The organism is Candidatus Planktophila sp. (genome assembly GCF_044232745.1).
Taxonomy (GTDB): Bacteria; Actinomycetota; Actinomycetes; order Nanopelagicales; family Nanopelagicaceae; genus Planktophila.
In genome coordinates, this window is record NZ_JBIILI010000011.1 from 1 (window position 1) to 17372 (window position 17372).

Here is a 17372-nt window from a genome sequence, read left to right on the forward strand (position 1 = left end):
GTCAACGAAGGTGCTGCCAAGGCGTGAGCCCAGGCGTTGAACTGTGTCGGCTAGTTGATCATGGGAGGTTACATATGAGACATGGTCTAAGCGCATGGGGAAATCTTGCCCTATGAATGGGGGTGCTCATTACCACTAGCCACTTTTTACAAGCGTGAAATCGAGGCGGGGTGGTCACATCTGAGCGTGGGGATTGGGCGGTTTAAGGGACCAAGACTCCGTAGCCGATTGACTCGATGAAGGCACGGTAAGTCGCATTTACCTTTGTGATTGCTTTGGCCTTGGCATCAGCTGCTACTTCTCTGGCCTTATTGGCGGCGGCAAGTGCGGCCACGTTGCTGGCTTTGTAATCCTCTGTCGCTTTTGCTTTTGCGGCGTTTGTTACCTCTTTTGCAGTGGCCACATCTGAAATCATCTTGGATGCGGCGCCAGTTTTTATCCGTTCAAGGACAACGGCATAGTTGGCGCGAATTGCATCAGTAACTTTGCGCCATATGGCGCGGGCATCAACAAGGGCCTTTTGGTAAGCCAGAGGAATGGCTTTAACTGAGGCTTTATAGGTGGCTTCAGCGGCATTGATTCCAATTCTTTGGGTTGCTTGCACTGCAGCAAATCCATCGGTGTTTTCAGTGCTCAGGTCACCAGTTGATAGCGAATTAACCGTCACTGTTACCGAACATGAAATTAATGTTCCAGACGAAAGCTGTGGAATGATCCACGAGTTTGTGGGATTAGCTGTTGTTGCTGCAAGTGCTGGTTGTGCGGCTCCGTTGAATAGAAGGTTGTACAAGTACTTGCTTGGAGTAACCAGACCAGATGTGCTGGCATCAATTACACCATCACGGACGTACCCAAATACATAGGTACCGACTGAACACACATACTTTCCATCTTTAAGATTCATTGATGGCTTTGTAAGAGATTTTAAGAACGCAGTCGGTGGAGAAGCAGTCGGTGGAGAAGCAGTCGCTGGAGAAGAAGCAGCGCTAGCACCAAGGGCATTAACCGCCTTGAGGCGAATTGTGTATGGGGTGAAGGACGTCAAACCAGTTATGACCAAGGGGGAATTCGTAGTAACTGGATCAAAAGGAATATAGGTGTTGCCATCTATTGAGTATTCGTAATTGGTGATGGCAAGACCATTGTCAGCTCCAGCGGAAAAGGTAATACTTATTTCACCGTCTCCTGCAGTGGCTACTAAATCAATAGGGGGGCCGGGCGTGCTCACGCAACCTACTGTTTTTCCATTGGCCACAATTGCATCAATAACACTTTGATTAGTGCCGAGATAGCAAACTTTAGTTAGTTGCCCGGTTCCTGACAATGCCGCATCATCAAGGGTAACCATCGTTAAAGGCAACCTTAAATCAATCAAATAACCATTTTCATTGAAAGCGCCTGCCTCAATTATTTCGACTCCTTCAGGAACCACTAAAGATCTCCAATTAGCGCCAACAAAGGCAGATCCAGAAATTTTCTTCAGGTTGGTACTGTTGCTAAAAATGATTTCTGTGATTCCTTGACCAAAGTTATTGTAGAAGGCTGCTCCGGGAATCTCGGATATGCCAGAACCTAGAGTTATTGAACGCAGGGAACTGTTTTGTTGAAATCCTCCGCCTAGTGCTGTAACCGAATCTGGAATAACTACAGACTGTAAATAAATACCTCCGCTAAATGCGGGACTCCCGATTTCGGTTACGCTATTTGGGACTGTGTAAGAAGTGTTTACATTGCCGGATGGATAGTGAACTAAAGTAGTTTTATTCTTATTGAAGAGAACTCCGGAAGTTGAGCTAAAAATAGAATTGCCCGCAGAAACATTGAACTCCCGAATTGAACCGGAGCCAAATCCGTTGCCGTTGATAGAGGTTAATCCTGAGCCAATGTTAACAACTTGTGCGGTTGTGTTAGCAAAAGACCATTCGCCAACAGACAAAACTGAATCAGGAATTGTGAGACTGGTGATTGAATTTGGGTTTAAATAGAAGGCGTAATCTCCAATTCGCTGAACATAATCATCAATGACTAGGTCTCCTGTGCAACCTTCCGCACTCGTCAGTGTGCCGGATGAGTCAACCGAATAAGTCCCATCTCCGCAGGGGAATCTTGCTGAAAACTCAGCGGTGATTACTCCTGAATCCGCGGAATGTGTCACAGATCTTGCACCTGCAACCGTAAAGAAATTGGCAGTGACTCCTGTTAGCGTGAAGCCAGATGCTGGAGTAAGAGTGATTGTTGCTGTGTATGCAGTTGCTGCGGCAAAAGTTGTTGGTGAACCAGACCAGGAGACAGTTCCCGTATAACCATTTACTGCAGTCACTGTCGTATCTGGGATTGCACCGCTAACAGGTGGAGTAACCCCTGTAATTGCTGATTCATAAATTATTGCTACTTCAGGAGCACTTGAACCAAATGCGCGAATAGGACGAACAGGTGTGGTTTGCTGTTTCCCGGGATCTGCCACACCTTGAACACCGTTGCTGCCTTGATCCCACGCGCCAGTCGCAGTAGCTTCAGATGAGGACCAATAACCAGCTGTTGCACTTAAAAGCACTTGGTTTGATGTGATTTCATTTAGCTCATCTTTAGATGGCAAATACCAGTCGTTCTTGCCGCCCCCTCGATAATTTCTTGCTACAGAGCCAGCGCCTAACATCCCCGCACCGCTTTGTTGAACCATTTTTAAGGTGTTGCTATATCCGGTTCCAATTGCAGTTGAGGTTGACCCCACTGCTGTGTTTGTGTTTCCAGACCAGGCATAAGTGGCATCGGTCCAGGCCCCTGATCCTGTTATCGGTGCAGCTTCGAGGTATTTACAAGTAGAAGAAAGCGTTTGTCCACAAGAAAATGTTTCCGGAGCAACATAGAAAATCTTTCCACCACCAGGGCCGATGTCTCCAACCTGACAGGTGAATGTTGCTCCGTCACATGTCGTACCTGTCAGAGTAACGCTTGCAGTTGCTGGGGTTAGACCAGGTGCTGTGTAGGTAATGGTGTAGGTAGTGCCAGCTGTTCCATCAAGCCCAAGGTTTGTGAAGGTTGCAACTCCCGAAGTTGCCGTAGCAGTTGTTGCTCCAACCAATGTTCCACCTGCACTGACGGTTGCAGTGACTACGGCAGAGGATGAAGAAACCCTGTTACTACTTGCATCTTGAATTGTGACCTGGGGCTGGTTGATAAATGTAGTTTTGCGTTCTGATCCAAATGAAGCTCGAGTAATCGCAACTTGTGGCCCAGGTAGCGGGTCGCCAGGACTAAAGGCACGAATTGGCCACAGCTCTAATTGGTCTTCTTTAATTTGAGCACCAACTCCACCATGTGAAGTTACCAGTGATGCTGCAACGTCTGATTCAACTTCATTGGAACCCCAGTAAGATCTGGCGCGGCTCAGATCGAGATCGGACCCATGTGCACTCAAATACTCGAGTTCTGCTGATGATGGAAGGAACCAATCCGAATAACCATTCTTAGAGTAGTTTGCTGCAACGTTTCCCGCACCTGCTGCACACTTTGAAACCATAATGGCAGTGTTTGATGCGCCCGAACCGAGCGAGGCGTTAGCTGCTCCAATGAGAGTTGTGTTTCCATTATTAGGACCCTCGCACCATTCGTAACTTCCGTAGGGGGAACCCATCCTGAAAGTAATTGGTGCAGCTTCCAAATACCTTCCTCCGGCACTAATACCCGGGACCTGATTGATTGTGGAGGATCCAACATAAATAACGATTCCACCCGCAGGTCCGATTTCACCAACGGAACAGGGCCCTCCTTGTGCGCAGGTAAGTGGAGTCGCCGATGCCAGCATTGGGGCAGGAACGATCGAGATTGCCGTAAGGGAAGAAACCAACATCACTAATGGAAGAAGAAAAGAGAAGTATCTCTTTAGTAGGTCCAGATACTTTACGATTTTGGCGGTCGACTTCAATTTGGTCTCAAATCTGAAAAGGTCACTATCGGTTGCGTAGCCGCAAATCATAGGCGGAACTATGGGACGTGTCACCCAGGGGTTAGGTTGTTTTTATTCGCCCAAGGGCCCGAAAAATTGAGTTAGGTAACTAGCGAGCCAGGACGCACATAAGCGCTTCAACGGTTAGCAATGGGGCCGCATTGTGGCTTAGGTTGGTGCGGGCATCCATGATGGCGTTGATCTTCTTGATTGTTGCTTGTGACTTGGTTTTTTCAGCCATTGTGCGGATCTCGGTTTCAAGCTCTTTATTGATCAGGGCATCGTTGGCACCTGCTTGAACCATCATGACATCTCGGTAAAAGGTTGCGATGTCGAGCAACGCTGCATCCAACCCATCACGGATCATTCGGGTTTGGCGGGTTTTTTGTTCTTTCTCTAAATCTTTAATTGCTTTGCTGCCACCTGTTGCCATGCCGCGACCGGTTGCGCCTTTGCCGTAAGCAAGTGATAAATCATCAACCTCTTTTTCATTACGCAGCTCAGCAGCTTGGGTTGCTTGTTCTGTTGCAAGATCAATCAGAGTTTGGGCGGCGGCAAAAGCAGATGAGATTCCTTGCAGCGTTAGCGGCAACTTCATGATTGTGGTTCGAGTGTTACGCACTGATTCATTGTTGGCAAGGTATCTGGCACGACCGATGTGACCTTGTGATACCCGAGCAGCAAAATCAGCCATGTTGGGAGAAATGCCATCGCGAGATTGCAGTACCTGTGCAACAGCTTGATTTGATGGTGTGACTAATTGCAGATGACGACAACGGCTGCGAATAGTTGGCAACACATCATGCAAAGTTGGTGCACATAACAACCAGACTGTTCGGTTGCCAGGTTCTTCTATCGCTTTAAGAAGTGCGTTCGCTGCAGATTCGGTAAGACGGTCCGCATCTTCCATAACCACAACGCGCCACCCGCCCATTGATGGCGCCCAGGCAACACGTGTTAACAATTCACGGACTTCATCGATTTTGATTGACAGACCTTCGGTAACAATTACTTCAACATCTGGGTGCGCACCGTTGGCAGCGGATTTACATTCATTGCATGTTCCGCAGCCATCCTTTGTGCAGACCAGTGCTTGTGCAAATGCCACTGCGGCAGATGATCGACCAGATCCTGGAGGACCTGTAAAAACCCACGCATGCGTCATTTCCTGTGTTTCTTCACCGCTTCGTGTTGCAGCGACAGCCTTCTGCAGGATCTCCACAACATGTTCTTGGCCTACAAGGTCGCTATAAACGCTCACTTTTTACTAGCTGGCTTCTTCTTGGGGCTAGCTTTTTTAACAGCTTTACCTGCTGCGCGAATTGGACGCAGCAACAGATTGCCTTTGTCTTCGACTGCATTGCGCTTTAGTGCAGGGATTTCGCTAACGCGAGAAATGATTGCAGTGTGTGTGTCTTCAATAGATTGATTGCCATCGATGATGACGTAACGCTCTGGATCAAGGGCGGCTAACTGTATGAACTCTTGGCGCACACGTTCGTGGAAATCTATTGGTTGTGATTCCAGGCGGTCTTTGCTCTTTAAACGAGCAAGGCCAATTTGTGGTGGTAAATCAATAATAATTGTTAGCGTTGGAAAGAGTGATTCAGTTGCCCATCTAGAAATTCGTGCTACTTCGCCAGGTTGTAATACGCGGCCTGCACCTTGGTATGCAATTGATGAATCAAAGTATCTGTCGCTAATGACAACTTCGCCTTGGGCAAGTGCTGGGCGGATAACGCTGTACACATGGTGCGCGCGATCTGCGGCGTATAGAAGTGCTTCGGCGCGTGGACTAATTTCTCCGGTGGAATGTGACAATAAGATTTTGCGGATTTCAATTCCTAAATCACTGCCACCAGGTTCGCGGGACAAAACAACTGTTTCGCCTTCTTGTTCTAGCCATGCTTTTAACAATTTAGATTGGGTTGACTTACCAATTCCCTCGCCACCTTCAAATGCAATGAAGACACCTTTTGTTGGCGCACCTGTGATGCTGCCTAGTTCGCCCTTCAGTGCATTTGTAATATCGGACCACAATGAAACATTTGGACGATCCTTCATCTGCTTATACGAAATAAGCCCGATTAAAGAAGCGATTAACCCTGCGATTAAAATTGTTACCGCTGCGCCGTTGTAGCTAATTTCAGTGTTTTGAAATTTGACGCTGTGCTGGCCAATTGAAGCAGCGATTAATGGTGCGATTGCAAGAACACCAACTAAAACCACGCGGATCAGGCTTTGCACGAAAGCAAAGGTGCGACCGCGCACATCATCGGCGACCTCCATGCCCAGCATGGTGAAGCCTGTTACCCAGGTTATTCCGCTAAATGCACCAAGAATTATCACGATAAAGACTGCCAAAACCAGGTTAGGGATTGCAGCCAGCGCAACTAGAAATAAACCCGAAGTGGCTAGCGAAGCGCCAAATAAACGACGGCGAGAAAATTGTGCAAAGACTTTAGGGCCAAAGGCGATTCCGGCAGCTAGGCCTGTAAAGACTGCGCCGAATAAAACACCGTATGCAGCTTCTCCGCCGCCAAGATCGCCAACAAATGTTCGGGCAAGACCAATAACCGCACCAGCTGCAACAAATGCGCCAACCATTCCAACGATTAGGCCGCGAATGATTTTGCTGCCAGAGACAGCTTTCCAGCCTTCGTGCAAGGACTTAAGAATTCCAGAATCTGCTGAGTGTTTTTCTGCAGCGCCTTTAGGTATTTCGCGCAAACCCCAAATGGTAAATGCAGCGAAAGCAAATGACAGTGCGTTTGCATACAGAGCAAGATCAATTGCGGTCGAGTTAATCCCGAAAGTTACATTTATTGCAGATGTGAACAAAGAAAGGAAGGTGAATAACAAAGCGGCAATAGGTGCTGTGCCGTATGCAGCAAGTAGTGATACTTGGTTGGCATTTTCTAAACGTTCGCGTGGAACCAAGTTGGGGACAGATGCTTCCTTTGCTGGTGACCAGAATAAAGTTATGCATTCCACCAAGATTGTTGCGGTGTACAACCAGAAGTAATTATGGAAAATGGGGATCGAGATATACAGCGCGGTGCGCATGATGTCGCACGTAACCATTAACTTGCGGCGATCTAATTTGTCGGCGATTACACCTGCCAGTGGACCTAAGAAAACAGCTGGCAACAAGCGCGCGATAAAGACACCTGCGATTGCAAAGTTAGCTGTGGCGTAATCGCCGCCAGAAAGTTGTTGGGCCATCGCAGTTGTTGCTAAAAGACCAAGCCAATCGCCCAGGGAAGAAAACACCATCGAGTTCCAGAGCTTGCGGAATGGTTTGATCGCTAAGACTCCGCGCGTTACATCCTGCGCCGGAGCGGCAGGGGTCGGGAGCGTTTTAGGCATGGCGGAAGTCTATCGGCAGGCGTGAATACGACCAGAAGTGGCTTTATTCAGCGCTTTTCTTTGCTTTGCCTGATGCAGCTTTCTTCGCAGCTTTCTTCGCACCTGCTTTTTTAACAACGTTCTTGGTAAGAGTTGGTGCAGTGTCGCCCTTTTTTGCCAAACCCTTTTTATCTAGCGCTGCAGCTTTTTTGCGAGCCTTCTTTGGTGATGGACCGTTTTCTGCTTCCCAGGCACGGCGGCCTGCAAGTAGTTCTAGCCCGCGATCTAAGGTCATTCCTTCTGCGGTATCACCACGACGAAGCGTTGCATTTGTTTCACCATCGGTTACATACATACCAAAGCGACCATCTTTAATGATTAGCGGCTTTTGTGATGTTGGATCAATACCAAGTTCTTTAACTGGTGGCTTTGCAACTCCGCGACGACGTTCTTTTGGCTTTGAATAAATCTCAAGTGCTTCATCTAAAGTCATCGTAAACAACTGTTCTTCAGATGTCAGTGTGCGTGAATCAACACCAGCCTTTAAATATGGGCCGTAACGTCCGTTTTGTACAGTGATGTCATCGCCCGCGCTGTTGGTACCAAGAGTTCTTGGCAATGAAAGTAGTCGCAATGCATCTTCATACGTCACGGTATCTAAGGTCATTGTTGAAAGAAGTGAAGCAGTCTTTGCCTTAGGCGCATCTGCCTTTTTCTTTTTCTTTTTACCAGACGCAGTCAACTCAACCGGTAGCTCTGGCAAAACTTCGGTGATGTAAGGACCAAAGCGACCACTCTTTGCAATGATCGGCAAATTAGTTGCTGGGTCAATTCCTAGTTCACGTTCGCCTGAAGGGGCTGCTAATAATTCAATTGCCTTGGCAAGTGTTAATTCATCTGGTGCTAAGTTTTCTGGAATATTTGCCAGCTTGCGCTCTTCGCCTTCTTTATTTTCTTGCAGGTACGCGCCGTAGCGACCAACACGAATTTCGATTTCAGGGGACAGGTTCATGGTGTTTGTTGCGCGGGCATCAATCACACCAAGATCTGCAGATAATTCGTTAAGTCCTGGCTGGCCATCTACGCCATAGAAAAAGTCGCGCAGCCAATCAACTCGGCCCGCTTCTCCACTTGCGATCTTGTCTAGATCTTCTTCCATGCTGGCCGTAAATTCGTAATCAACCAGCTTTGTAAAGTGAGTTTCCAGCAACCCGGTCACTGAAAATGCCAGGAAAGTCGGTACTAATGCGCGACCACGCTTATAGACATATCCACGATCTTGAATAGTTTGGATAATTGATGCAAATGTTGATGGGCGGCCAATACCAAGTTCTTCTAATTTCTTAACAAGAGTTGGTTCGGTATAACGGGCCGGTGGCTTTGTTTCGTGGCCTTCGCAGGTGTACTCGTTGACTTTAACTGCTTGACCAACTGTCATTGCAGGTAAGCGCTTGTCCTCGGACTCTTCATCCTTGTTTTCTTCGCTGACAATGTCATCGTATGCAGCCAAGAAGCCCGGGAAAGTAATTACAGAACCGTTGGCGCGAAAAATAGTTGCCTTGCCATCATTGGTGGTCGCATCAAAATCAACACGCATCTGCATTTTTTTGGCATCTGCCATTTGTGAAGCAACGGTGCGCTTCCAGATTAAGTCATACAGTGCGAACTCATCACGTGAAAGCTCTGGTGCTAACTCACCTGGTGTCTTAAATACATCACCAGCTGGACGAATCGCTTCGTGTGCTTCTTGGGCGTTCTTTGTTTTTCCAAGATATGTACGTGGAGCATCTGCAACATGGTCTGCGCCGTATAAAGCTTTAGCGGCATTACGCGCAGCAGTGACCGCTTGTCCTGACAAATTGACGCTGTCAGTACGCATGTATGTGATGTAGCCATTTTCATACAAACGTTGTGCAATACGCATTGTGATCTGTGCACCCCAACCAAGTCGGCTACCGGCATCTTGTTGCATCGTTGATGTCGTAAATGGTGGCTTTGGTCGCTCGGTACGTGGGCTCTCTTCCATTGATTTAACAGTTAGATCACTACTCTTTAATGATTCGACTAAGCCACGTGCACCTGCTTCATCCAACAACAAAATGTTTGCCAGTGACTTTTCTTTAACCGCACCGTCTGCGCCAAAATCACTTGTGGCCGCTACTTTTTTTCCATTTACTTCGAGCAAACGAGCATTAAAGCCAAGTGCGGTTACGGCCGCTAAGTCCCACCAGGCACTAGAAATAAAGGCCATGCGTTCGCGTTCTTTTTCAACAATTAATCGTGTAGCCACAGATTGCACACGGCCTGCCGAAATACGTGGCATTACTTTCTTCCACAAAACCGGGGACAACCGGTATCCAAACAAACGGTCTAATACGCGACGTGTTTCTTGTGCATCAATTAAGTGATAATCCAGATCGCGGGTGTCATTTACCGCTGCTTGGATCGCTTCTTTTGTAATTTCATTAAAGACCATGCGCTTAATTGGAATCTTTGGTTCCAGAACTTCAACTAAGTGCCAAGCAATAGCTTCGCCTTCGCGGTCCTCGTCCGTTGCCAGGATTAATTCTTCGGCATTTTTCATTAACGCCTTTAATTCGGCGACCTTAGCTTTTTTATCTGGGTTAATTACATACAGCGGTGCGAAATCGTTGTCGATATCTACGCCCTCTTTAGCCCAAGCGATCTTTTTGTATTCCTTAGGAATATCTGCTGCGCGCTGAGGTAAATCGCGGATATGACCGACGGAAGCCTCGACGACGTATCCGTCGCCGAGGTACCCACCAATTTTTCTGGCCTTTGCTGGTGACTCAACAATCACCAGCTTAATCAGGTCAGCTTTTTCTTTCGCCATAAGAAAGGGGGAAGTCTTTCTACTTAGACAGTAATTGAAGTTGCTTGACGACGGTTACGAATTAACGCACCCACGATCACTGCAACTGCTGCAAGTGAGATCGCTGTGCTTGTTGTTTCGCCGTTGCCAAGTGCAAGAGAAACAATTGCTGGAGTAATTAACAAACCAACAAGGTTCATCACCTTGATAAGTGGGTTAATTGCTGGACCTGCTGTGTCCTTGAATGGATCTCCAACAGTGTCACCAACGATTGTTGCTGCATGTGCTTCTGAATTCTTTCCGCCATGATGGCCATCTTCAACCATCTTCTTAGCGTTATCCCAAGCACCGCCTGAGTTAGAAAGGAATACAGCCATCAGTGTTCCGGTACCAATTGCACCGGCCAAGTAGGCACCAAGAGCGCCCACACCAAGACCGAAACCAACCGCGATTGGTGCCATAACAGCGAGCAATCCTGGAGTAACTAATTCGCGCAATGAATCACGTGTGCAAATATCTACAACACGACCGTAATCAGGCTTTTCAGTTCCCTTCATGATTCCTGGGTGCAAGCGGAACTGTTCACGAACTTCGACGACAACTGCGCCAGCTGCACGTGATACCGCGTTAACTGCAAGACCTGAGAACAAGAACACAACCGCTGCTCCGATAATCAAACCAACCAAGTTGCGTGGGTCTGCAACATCCAAGATGCCCTGGAACTGCAAGCCAACTTCTGCTGCAGTCTTACCTGCATCAATAACCGCTGTCTTGATTGCATCTGTGAATGCACCGAACAATGCTGTTGCAGCAAGTACTGCTGTTGCGATTGCAATTCCCTTAGTGATCGCCTTAGTTGTGTTACCAACTGCGTCAAGGCTTGTAAGGATCTCTGCGCCTTCGCCATCAACATCGCCTGACATTTCTGCAATGCCTTGTGCGTTATCTGAAATTGGACCAAAGGTATCCATCGCAACGATTACACCAACTGTTGTTAGCAAACCTGTACCAGCAAGTGCGATTGCAAGAAGTGAAAGCACAATGCTTCCGCCGCCTAGCAAGAATGCACCAAATACCGCTGCTGCGATTAGCAATGCGCTGTATACGGCAGATTCAAAACCAACTGCGATACCAGCCAAAATTACTGTTGCTGCACCTGTTTCAGATGAAGCTGCAACATCATTTACTGGACGCTTGCCAGTTTCGGTAAAGAAGCCTGTTAATACCTGAATTGCTGCTGCTAATGCGATACCGATCAATACTGCACCGATTGCTAGAACACGTGGGTTTGTGTTGCCAGCTGCTGCAACTGCTTCTGGTGAAAGACCTGTCATCAACTTGAAATCAGATGGCAAGTACGTAAATGTTGCGAGCGCTGTTAGCCCCGCAGAAATGATTGCTGATAAGAAGAATGAGCGGTTAATTGCTGTCATTGCTGACTTATCTGTGCTGCGTAATCTAGTAAGGAAGATTCCGATAACCGCTGTAACAGTTCCGATTGCTGGAACGATCAGTGGGTAAATCAGACCAGCATCACCAAAAGCCGCCTTACCAAGGATCAATGCTGCAACAAGTGTTACCGCGTATGACTCGAACAAGTCTGCTGCCATACCGGCGCAGTCACCAACGTTGTCTCCTACGTTGTCAGCAATTGTTGCTGCGTTGCGTGGGTCATCTTCTGGGATGTGCTTCTCAACTTTACCTACAAGGTCAGCTCCAACATCTGCTGCCTTGGTAAAGATTCCGCCACCGACGCGCATAAACATCGCAAGCATCGCTGCGCCAAAACCAAAGCCTTCCAAAACAGCTGGTGCGTTCTCGCGGTAAATAATCACAACAAGGGAGGCACCAATTAGTCCAAGACCAACTGTTGTCATACCAACAACGCCGCCTGTACGAAATGCGATCTGGACAGCCTTTGCGCCATCCTTATTGCGAGCAGCATCTGCAACGCGCACATTTGCGCGCACTGCAAGCCACATACCGTTGTAACCAACTAGCGCAGAAAATGCTGCACCTAGCAGGAAGAAGATAGAACGGCCGATGCGGATTTCAGCATCACCAGGCAATGCGAATAACAAGAAAAAGACGATTGCTACAAAGTATGAAAGTGTGCGGAACTGGCGAGATAAAAACGCAGCAGCTCCTTCTTGCACAGCTTCTGCGATTTCGCGCATCTTTGGTGTTCCATCACTTGCTGCCAATACCTGGGCACGTAGGCCGTAGGCGATTGCCAGCGCAGCTAGGGAAATTCCTAGAACGATGTAGGCATATGTCAGATTGGATCCGGTCACTTGGACCATTGATACGGCGCCAGAAGCACGCATAGGTTCTCCTCCGTTGGAGTTGTGGCGCCCAGTGGGGGCGCGAGACTGGTGAAGTGTAGGTCAGGAAACCCCGTTTAAGGCAAATTTATACTTATCTATTACAACACTTTGAGCGTGAGATAGCCTGCCCCCATGAACCTTTTGGATGCCAATTCAGTTATTTCAACTCTTGGCCTCATTGGCGTGCTTGGCATCATTTTTATGGAAACAGGCTTACTTATTGGTTTGGTTTTCCCCGGAGGCGAAGTTGTTTTCTTAGCTGGCATCGCAGCATCTGGTTCTGGCTCTGCCCTATTGGGCGATGCAAAGCTATCGACTCCATTGTTGTTCACCCTTGCGCCTATTGCAGCAATTATCGGTGGCGAAGTCGGTTACTGGTTCGGCAAAACATATGGCCGAAAGTTTTTTGACCGACCAGATAGCAGATTCTTTAATCAAAAGATGGTTCAGAAAATAGAAAAGTGGTTGGGCAAGTACGGTCCACGAAAAGCGTTGGTCTTTGGTCGTTTCATTCCCTTTGCACGTACTTTGATTAACCCAGTGTGTGGTGTTGCTAACTTAGATCGAAAGACTTTTTCTACTTGGAATGCCATCGGCGCAGTTATTTGGACGCAAGTTGCAATGGGAATTGGTTACTTTTTAGGCGATGTATTTGAAGAAAATGGTAATTACTTTATTGTCGGAATTGTTACTGTGATTGTTTTAGGAACATCAATTCCGTTGGCACTTGAAATATTTAAAGAGCGACAATCTAAGCGTTATAAGCCTAAATCTGCCAACTGATAAGCAGCGCGGTATTCATACCCCGCCTCTTTAATCTTTGGTTCTGCGCCACGTTCCACAATTACTGCAACACCAACAACTATCGCACCAGCTTCGATTAATGCTTCGACCGCGGTCAGCACGGAACCGCCAGTTGTTGATGTGTCTTCAACTGCAAGAACGCGCTTGCCCTTTACATCGGGGCCTTCGATACGACGTTGTAGACCGTGTGCTTTTTCTGCTTTGCGAACTACAAAAGAATCAATCTTTTTCCCTTGCGCAGCTGCCACATGCATCATGGCTGTTGCTACAGGATCTGCGCCAAGTGTTAATCCACCGACTGCTTCATAATCTAGATCTTGTGTTAGTTCTAACATGACCTGACCGACAAGAGGCGCGGCTTCTGAATCAAGTGTTACGCGACGAAGATCCACGTAATAATCCGCCTCTTTGCCGCTGGAAAGAATGACTTTCCCATGAACAACTGCCTTACTTACGATCTGGGCTTTTAATGCATCGCGTGAACTCATGGGCGCAACCTTATCTGCTAGTTATCTTCTTTGTAGATAATGACTTCAGTTTTGCGTCGTGCAACTAACCCTTTAGGTGGGTTTTGCTCAATTAGTGCATTAACTTCAATTCGAAGTTGAGCAACCTCAACTGCCATATTTGCGACCGCTGATTCCAATTCGATGATTCGCTTGATACCTGCATGATTAATTCCTTCACCAACAAGCTTCTGAACTGCGCGCAACAAAGCAATATCGCGTAATGAGTATCTGCGATTACGTCCTTCTGTTCGTGATGGTGAAACCAAACCTAATTTGTCATATTGACGCAAAGTTTGCGGGTGCATCCCAGAAATTTCGGCAGCAACTGAAATGACATACACCCCAGCATCATCATCTGGTGGATTGTTGTTTTCAATGCTCATATCTTCGCCTTACTCACAAAATCAGCACGAACATCTTCGCTTGATGTTTCTTCGGCAAATTGTTTCAGTGCTTCTAGTGCTTTTCCATCAACGCGCTGTGGCACCTGAACTTCGACAGTGACCAATAAGTCACCTGTGGTACTGCCTTTTACGATGCCACGACCCTTTACGCGCAAGGTGCGACCATTTGGTGTTCCGGGCGAAATACGAACAGTTACATCATCACCGGCCATTGTTGGCACCTTGATGTCAGCACCTAGCGCGGCTTCTGCAAAAGTAACTGGCAATGTGATTGTTAAGTTTTCACCTTTGCGAGAAAAGATTGGGTGCGGCTTCACATGTAGTTGAATAAACAAATCACCTGGACCTGCTTCACCTTGTGCACCTTTACCTTTAACACGAATCTTTGCTCCGTCACTAACACCAGTTGGAACACGTGCAGAAATATTTTGTGCTTGTCCTCGATCTGTTGCTAAACGCAGATCAAGCGTTGTTCCAAATACTGATTCTCGAAATGTAATCGTCGCCTCTGTTTGTAAATCTTGACCTTTGCGAGGACCGCGGCGGCCACCACCGCCAAATAGGTTTGCGAAAATATCTTGTGGGTTTCCACCGCCAAATACATCGCTGAAATCGCCGCCCTGAAAGCCTCCGCCTTGTGGCGCGCGAAAGCCACCTCGTTCAAATAAAGATCGGGCTTCATCGTATTCAGCGCGTTTTTTTGCATCAGACAAGATTTCATAGGCTTCAGAAACAGCCTTGAACTTCTCTTCTTTTGCGGCATCGCCCTTGGTTTTGTCTGGGTGTAGATCACGGGCAAGTGCGCGGTACTTTTTCTTGATTTCATCGGCAGCTGCCTTTTTATCTACGCCAAGGACTTTATAAAAGTCCTTTTCATATAGATCTTTAGCTGCCATGGTTGATTACGCTCCCACTGGATCTGTTACGGCAACGCGTGCGGGACGCAAGATGCGTTCTTTGTACTTGTAACCAGGTTGCAAAATCTTTGAAGCAGTTGCAACAGCAACATCTGCTGATTCTTCATGCATCAAGGCCTCATGAATTTGTGGGTCAAAAGCTTCACCTTCGGTGCCGTACTTTTCGAGCCCGATACGTGAAGTGATTGAATTTAGCTGGTCTGCCACCGCTTTAAAGCCGCCAGATAGCTCGCCATGTTGTTCTGCGCGATCAACATCATCAAGTAATGCCAATAGCTCTGTCAAAACAGCACCGACTGCACTTTCATGGGCAACGGCGCGATCCCGTTCTACCCGCTTTCGGTAATTTGCATACTCTGCTTGGAGCCGTTGCAAATCAGAGGTCAGTGTTGCAACCGGGTCAATTTCTTGACCCGGCTCAACAACTTCCTCTACAACTTGTTCAGTTGTTTCTTCTGACATTACTTCTGCTCTTCTTCTACAACCTCAGCGTCTTCAACACCATCTTCATTAGGTGTTGTTTCACCTTCAGCTGCTGCACCGGCTGCATACAACGCAGAACCAAGTGCTTGGCTAACGGTTGCAACTTTTTCAGTTGCTGATTTAATCATTTCGTAGTTTGAACCACCAAGTGCGGTCTTTAACTCTTCTAGTGCAGCTTCAGTTTCTGTCTTCTTCTCAAGAGCATCACCTTGTGACAATTTTTCCTCGTTGTCCTTGATGAACTTTTCAGTTGAGTACAGCAGTGAATCTCCTGCGTTGCGGATCTCTGCCTCTTCTTTGCGCTGACGATCTTCTTCAGCATGTGATTCAGCATCGGCCATCATGCGCTCGATTTCTTCCTTAGACAGTGCAGAGCCACCAGTGATTGTCATGCTCTGCTCTTTGCCTGTTCCCAGATCCTTTGCAGACACATGAACAATTCCGTTTGCATCGATGTCAAAAGTAACTTCGATCTGTGGAACTCCACGTGGCGCTGGTGGCAAACCTGTTAGTTCGAACATTCCTAGCTTCTTGTTGTAAGCAGCCATTTCGCGTTCGCCTTGGTATGCCTGAATCTGTACAGCAGGCTGATTGTCATCAGCTGTTGTAAATACTTCGCTGCGCTTTGTAGGAATCGTTGTATTGCGCTCGATTAAACGTGTCATCACGCCACCCTTGGTTTCGATACCAAGTGACAGCGGAGTTACATCTAGCAGCAGGACATCCTTTACTTCGCCCTTTAAAACACCGGCTTGTAGCGATGCACCAACTGCAACAACCTCATCAGGGTTTACTCCCTTGTTTGGCTCTTTGCCGCCGGTTAATTCTTTAACCAAATCAACAACTGCTGGCATACGAGTTGATCCACCAACAAGTACAACTGATTCGATATTTGCAATTGGAATTCCAGCATCTTTTAGAACTGCTTGGAATGGCTTCTTGCAACGCTCAAGCAATGCAGCTGTTAACTGCTGGAACTGCGCGCGAGTAATTGTTTCATCCATGAACAATGGATTCTTGTCAGAATCAACTGTGATGTACGGAAGATTGACTGAAGCAGATTGTGATGATGATAATTCGATTTTTGCTTTTTCAGCAGCTTCCCGAATACGTTGCATCGCCATCTTGTCTTTTGTTAAATCAATTCCATTTGCTGCACCAAAAGTTTGTACTAGGTGATCAACTAGTGCTTGATCCCAGTCATCTCCACCTAAATTGTTATCGCCGTTAGTTGCTTTAACTTCAACAACACCATCGCCGATTTCTAGTAATGAAACGTCAAATGTTCCACCACCAAGGTCGAATACAAGAATTGTTTGTTCTTTATCTGCCTTGTCTAGTCCGTATGCGAGCGCAGCAGCGGTTGGTTCGTTGATAATACGAAGAACATTAAGGCCAGCAATTTCGCCAGCTTCTTTTGTTGCTTGACGTTGTGCATCATTAAAGTATGCAGGAACAGTAATGACCGCATCCGTAACTGTTTCGCCCAAATACGCTTCGGCATCGCGCTTTAGCTTTTGTAAAACACGTGCTGAAATTTCTTGTGAGGTGTACTTCTTGCCATCAATATCGATAGTCCAGTTAGTACCCATGTGACGCTTTACGGATCGGATTGTGCGATCTACGTTTGTTACTGATTGGCGCTTTGCGACCTCACCGACAAGGACTTCACCGTTTTTGGCGAATGCCACGATGGATGGGGTAGTGCGCGCACCTTCTGCGTTGGCGATAACCGTTGGCTCGCCACCTTCAAGGACAGATACGCAGCTGTTAGTTGTTCCGAGGTCGATTCCGACTGCTC

11 protein-coding genes are annotated in these 17372 nt (G+C 47.3%); 1 reads left to right on the forward strand and 10 read right to left on the reverse strand.

Annotated elements, in window-relative coordinates; genetic code table 11:
• Positions 1 to 202: 202 nt before the first annotated feature.
• The 5 genes from AC9UGD_RS05800 to AC9UGD_RS05820 all read right to left on the reverse strand — a co-directional run bounded on the left by AC9UGD_RS05800 (position 203) and on the right by AC9UGD_RS05820 (position 12454).
• On the reverse strand, positions 203 to 3850 hold the full coding sequence (locus tag AC9UGD_RS05800; protein ID WP_509570813.1) for a leucine-rich repeat protein: 3648 nt from the start codon (positions 3848 to 3850) through the stop codon (positions 203 to 205).
• A gap of 205 nt (positions 3851 to 4055) precedes the next feature.
• Complete coding sequence (locus AC9UGD_RS05805; RefSeq protein ID WP_509570815.1) at positions 4056 to 5207, reverse strand: DNA polymerase III subunit delta'; 1152 nt, start codon at positions 5205 to 5207, stop codon at positions 4056 to 4058.
• The gene (tmk, locus tag AC9UGD_RS05810; RefSeq protein ID WP_509570818.1) at positions 5204 to 7315 is read right to left on the reverse strand and encodes a dTMP kinase; all 2112 of its coding nucleotides are present in this window, start codon (positions 7313 to 7315) and stop codon (positions 5204 to 5206) included. Before tmk ends, AC9UGD_RS05805 begins: the two co-directional genes overlap by 4 nt.
• Before the next feature lie 43 nt (positions 7316 to 7358).
• Positions 7359 to 10148, reverse strand: a complete 2790-nt coding sequence (topA, locus tag AC9UGD_RS05815) for a type I DNA topoisomerase (RefSeq protein WP_509570820.1) — start codon at positions 10146 to 10148, stop codon at positions 7359 to 7361.
• Positions 10149 to 10171: 23 nt separating this feature from the next.
• Positions 10172 to 12454 (reverse strand): sodium-translocating pyrophosphatase, encoded by a 2283-nt coding sequence (locus AC9UGD_RS05820; RefSeq protein ID WP_509570823.1) that lies wholly within the window; start codon positions 12452 to 12454, stop codon positions 10172 to 10174.
• A gap of 132 nt (positions 12455 to 12586) precedes the next feature.
• Between AC9UGD_RS05820 and AC9UGD_RS05825 the strand changes: the two genes are divergently transcribed.
• Entirely contained in the window at positions 12587 to 13237 is a 651-nt protein-coding gene (locus tag AC9UGD_RS05825; protein ID WP_509570826.1) for a DedA family protein, read from the forward strand.
• Here AC9UGD_RS05825 and pyrE read toward each other — a convergent pair.
• The 5 genes from pyrE to dnaK all read right to left on the reverse strand — a co-directional run.
• Positions 13213 to 13746, reverse strand: a complete 534-nt coding sequence (pyrE, locus tag AC9UGD_RS05830) for an orotate phosphoribosyltransferase (RefSeq protein WP_509570828.1) — start codon at positions 13744 to 13746, stop codon at positions 13213 to 13215. The genes AC9UGD_RS05825 and pyrE overlap by 25 nt on opposite strands.
• Before the next feature lie 17 nt (positions 13747 to 13763).
• A complete protein-coding gene (locus AC9UGD_RS05835; RefSeq protein ID WP_509570831.1) occupies positions 13764 to 14150 on the reverse strand; it encodes a heat shock protein transcriptional repressor HspR in 387 nt (128 codons plus the stop codon).
• Positions 14147 to 15067, reverse strand: coding sequence for a DnaJ C-terminal domain-containing protein (locus tag AC9UGD_RS05840; RefSeq protein WP_509570834.1), 921 nt, complete (start codon positions 15065 to 15067; stop codon positions 14147 to 14149). Before AC9UGD_RS05840 ends, AC9UGD_RS05835 begins: the two co-directional genes overlap by 4 nt.
• A gap of 6 nt (positions 15068 to 15073) precedes the next feature.
• A complete protein-coding gene (grpE, locus tag AC9UGD_RS05845; protein ID WP_509570837.1) occupies positions 15074 to 15550 on the reverse strand; it encodes a nucleotide exchange factor GrpE in 477 nt (158 codons plus the stop codon).
• The coding region (gene dnaK / locus AC9UGD_RS05850) for a molecular chaperone DnaK (protein WP_509570840.1) at positions 15550 to 17372 on the reverse strand (1823 nt) is incomplete at its 5' end. The genes dnaK and grpE, both read right to left, overlap by 1 nt.

What these genes read in the sequence shown, in the direction of transcription:
- grpE (WP_509570837.1), bottom strand. Translation starts at nt 15,550, where the DNA reads ATGTCAGAAGAAACAACTGAACAAGTTGTAGAGGAAGTTGTTGAGCCG.
- AC9UGD_RS05835 (WP_509570831.1), bottom strand. Translation starts at nt 14,150, where the DNA reads ATGAGCATTGAAAACAACAATCCACCAGATGATGATGCTGGGGTGTAT.
- AC9UGD_RS05840 (WP_509570834.1), bottom strand. Translation starts at nt 15,067, where the DNA reads ATGGCAGCTAAAGATCTATATGAAAAGGACTTTTATAAAGTCCTTGGC.
- AC9UGD_RS05825 (WP_509570826.1), top strand. Translation starts at nt 12,587, where the DNA reads ATGAACCTTTTGGATGCCAATTCAGTTATTTCAACTCTTGGCCTCATT.
- AC9UGD_RS05820 (WP_509570823.1), bottom strand. Translation starts at nt 12,454, where the DNA reads ATGCGTGCTTCTGGCGCCGTATCAATGGTCCAAGTGACCGGATCCAAT.
- topA (WP_509570820.1), bottom strand. Translation starts at nt 10,148, where the DNA reads ATGGCGAAAGAAAAAGCTGACCTGATTAAGCTGGTGATTGTTGAGTCA.
- AC9UGD_RS05800 (WP_509570813.1), bottom strand. Translation starts at nt 3,850, where the DNA reads ATGTTGGTTTCTTCCCTTACGGCAATCTCGATCGTTCCTGCCCCAATG.
- pyrE (WP_509570828.1), bottom strand. Translation starts at nt 13,746, where the DNA reads ATGAGTTCACGCGATGCATTAAAAGCCCAGATCGTAAGTAAGGCAGTT.
- tmk (WP_509570818.1), bottom strand. Translation starts at nt 7,315, where the DNA reads ATGCCTAAAACGCTCCCGACCCCTGCCGCTCCGGCGCAGGATGTAACG.